At 71.2% G+C, this 2,601-nt stretch carries 3 protein-coding genes; 1 reads left to right on the forward strand and 2 read right to left on the reverse strand.

Going from position 1 to position 2,601, the window contains the following annotated elements; genetic code table 11:
- Positions 1 to 61 precede the first annotated feature (61 nt).
- Positions 62 to 976, reverse strand: coding sequence for a glucose-1-phosphate thymidylyltransferase RfbA (gene rfbA, locus ACN6LD_RS42070; protein WP_445045926.1), 915 nt, complete (start codon positions 974 to 976; stop codon positions 62 to 64).
- 14 nt (positions 977 to 990) lie between these two features.
- Positions 991 to 1,431, reverse strand: coding sequence for a nuclear transport factor 2 family protein (locus ACN6LD_RS42075; RefSeq protein WP_445045927.1), 441 nt, complete (start codon positions 1,429 to 1,431; stop codon positions 991 to 993).
- A gap of 184 nt (positions 1,432 to 1,615) precedes the next feature.
- On the opposite strand from ACN6LD_RS42075, the gene ACN6LD_RS42080 reads away from it, so the two are divergent.
- Positions 1,616 to 2,533, forward strand: a complete 918-nt coding sequence (locus tag ACN6LD_RS42080; protein ID WP_319191072.1) for an MBL fold metallo-hydrolase — start codon at positions 1,616 to 1,618, stop codon at positions 2,531 to 2,533.
- Positions 2,534 to 2,601 lie beyond the last annotated feature (68 nt).

A 2,601-nucleotide genomic window follows, 5' to 3' on the forward strand; every position in this document is an offset into this window, starting at 1 on the left:
CCGCAGAACCGTCGCACTCCGCGCACGCTGCGGGCCCCGTCCCCCGGCGGACTCGCCGGCGTCAGGCCCCTCGTGGTGCTCCGACGAGCCGGCGGCGGTACCCCACGCCGGCGGCCTCGGCCGCGACCTCCGTCACGTACCTGCCGTACGGGGACTTCATCCCCTCGCCCAGCCGTCGGCACGTGTCGGCGTCGATGAAGCCCATCTGCAGTGCGACCTCCTCCAGGCAGGCGATGCGCACCCCCATGCGCTCCTCCATGGCCTGCACGTAGATGCCGGCCTTCAGCAGCGACTCGGCGGTGCCCGTGTCGAGCCAGGCGAAGCCCCGGCCGAGTTCGATGAGCTTGGCCTTGCCGCGTTCCAGGTACCACCGGTTGACGTCGGTGATCTCCAGTTCGCCGCGCGGCGACGGGGTCAGGTTCTTGGCCACGTCCACGACGTCGTTGTCGTAGAAGTACAGGCCGGTGATCGCCCGGTCGGACTTGGGTTCGGCCGGCTTCTCCTCGAGCGAGACGAGCCGCCCCTCGGCGTCGGTCACCCCGACCCCGTACCGCTCGGGGTCCGGCACCGGGTAGCCGAAGAGGACGCAGCCGTCCACGTCACGGGCGTTGCGGCGCAGCAGCTCCCGGAATCCCGAGCCGTGGAAGATGTTGTCGCCCAGCACGAGGGCCACCGGGTCGGCGCCGATGAAGTCGGCCCCGATGGTGAACGCCTGAGCCAGGCCTGCGGGTTGCTCCTGCGCGGCGTAGCTGAGCGAGATGCCGAGCCGCGAGCCGTCGCCGAGGAGCCGCTGGAAGTACGGCATGTCGGTGGGTGTGGTGATGACGAGGATCTCCCGGATGTCGGCCAGCATGAGCACCGACAGCGGGTAGTAGATCATCGGCTTGTCACTGACGGGGAGGAGCTGTTTCGACACGGCCAGAGTGATCGGATGCAGCCGGGTCCCGGTGCCTCCGGCGAGGACTATCCCCTTCATCGTGGGCCCCGGCCTCAGGCGGCCGGACGGTCCTGGTCGATGACGCGCTCCCGGGTCCGGATCTCGCCGGACTCGGTGCGCACCAGTTCGTCCACCACGGTGAAGGTCGGCTCGAAGTCGACCTTCCCGGCGGCGTCGGTCCGGGTGACCAGGCAGACGTAGTCCACCCGCCAGCCGTCCGCGGTCTTCTCCACGAGGTAGTGGTCGAACCAGTGCCGGGGCACGACCGACCGGTACCGCGGGAGGGCGGCCCGCATCGCCGCGACCATCGCGGCACGGCCGGCGAGGCGTTCGCCGCGGTGCGCGTGGTCGATGACGCCGTCCTCGGTGAAGGTGTCGGCGAACTCCTCGATCTTCAGGGCGTCCATCAGGCGGCACTGTCGGGCGTAGAACCCGAGGATCTCCACGTGCTCCTCGGCCGTCACCTTCTGCCGCTCAGCGGTCTGCGTAGCCACGGTGTGCTCCTCCTCGGGCATGGGTTTCCTTCTCCGGAAGCGTTCTCCGGGCAGCTCGAAACCGACTGGACTACCGCTGCACCGCAATTCCCCCACCGGGTGTTCCAGTGGGGCTCATGCCCGTCGGGCCATCCTTCCGACAAATCGTCGCGGCACTTGTCTCGCACCGGGAACGGAGTTCGGAATGACGTTGCAACAGGTCCGGTCGGAAATGCGCGAGGTCGCCTCGTCGGTCTACGCCTGGATTCAGCCCGACGGCGGGTGGTGCCTGAACAACGCGGGCCTGATCCTCGACGGGGAGTGCGCGGTGCTGGTCGACACGGCCGCCACCGAGCGCCGTACCCGTGTGCTGGCCGAGGCGGTGGGCGCGCTGGCGCCGGCCGGCCCCGACTTCCTCGTCAACACGCACTTCCACGGCGACCACACGTTCGGCAACTCCTACTTCAAGCCGCGGGCGACGATCATCGCCCACGAGAACTGCGCGCGTGACCAGATGGCCGCGGGCCCGGGGCTGCGCGGGCTGTGGCCGGACGTGGAGTGGGGGGAGACGCCGGTCCTCGGCCCCGACGTGACTTATCGCGGCGACGAGGCCGCCGTCCACTCGGGCGGCCGGCGCATCGCGCTGCTGCACCCCGGGACCGCCCACACCACCGGCGACACGGTGGTGTGGCTGCCCGACGAGGGCGTCCTGTTCACCGGGGACGTCGTGTGGTCCGGGAGCACCCCGTTCTGCCTGATGGGCTCGGTCACGGGGTCGCTGGAGGCGATCGGGCGGCTGCGCGCGCTCGGCGCGGAGACGGTGGTGCCCGGTCACGGGCCGGTCGGCGGTGCGGAGTTGCTGGACGAGACCGCCGCCTACCTGAACTGGCTGCTGGAGGTGGCGGAGTCGGGGCTGCGGGCCGGACGGTCGGCGCTGGAGACGGCCCGGACCACCGAGCTGGGCGCGTGGGCCGCCTTCCTCGACGCCGAGCGCATCGTCGGCAACCTGCACCGCGCCTACGCCGAGCTCGCCGGAGCGGTGCCGGGCGCGCCGATCGACGTGGCGACGGCCTTCGGGGAGATGACGCAGTTCCACGGAGGTCTCCCGGTGTGCCACGCCTGAGGGAGGGCCGGCCGGCGGACGGGGCGGGCCGGCAGACGCGAAGGGGGTGTGACGCGCGCTCGCGTCAC

It is taken from the genome of Streptomyces sp. SAS_272 (genome assembly GCF_052543235.1).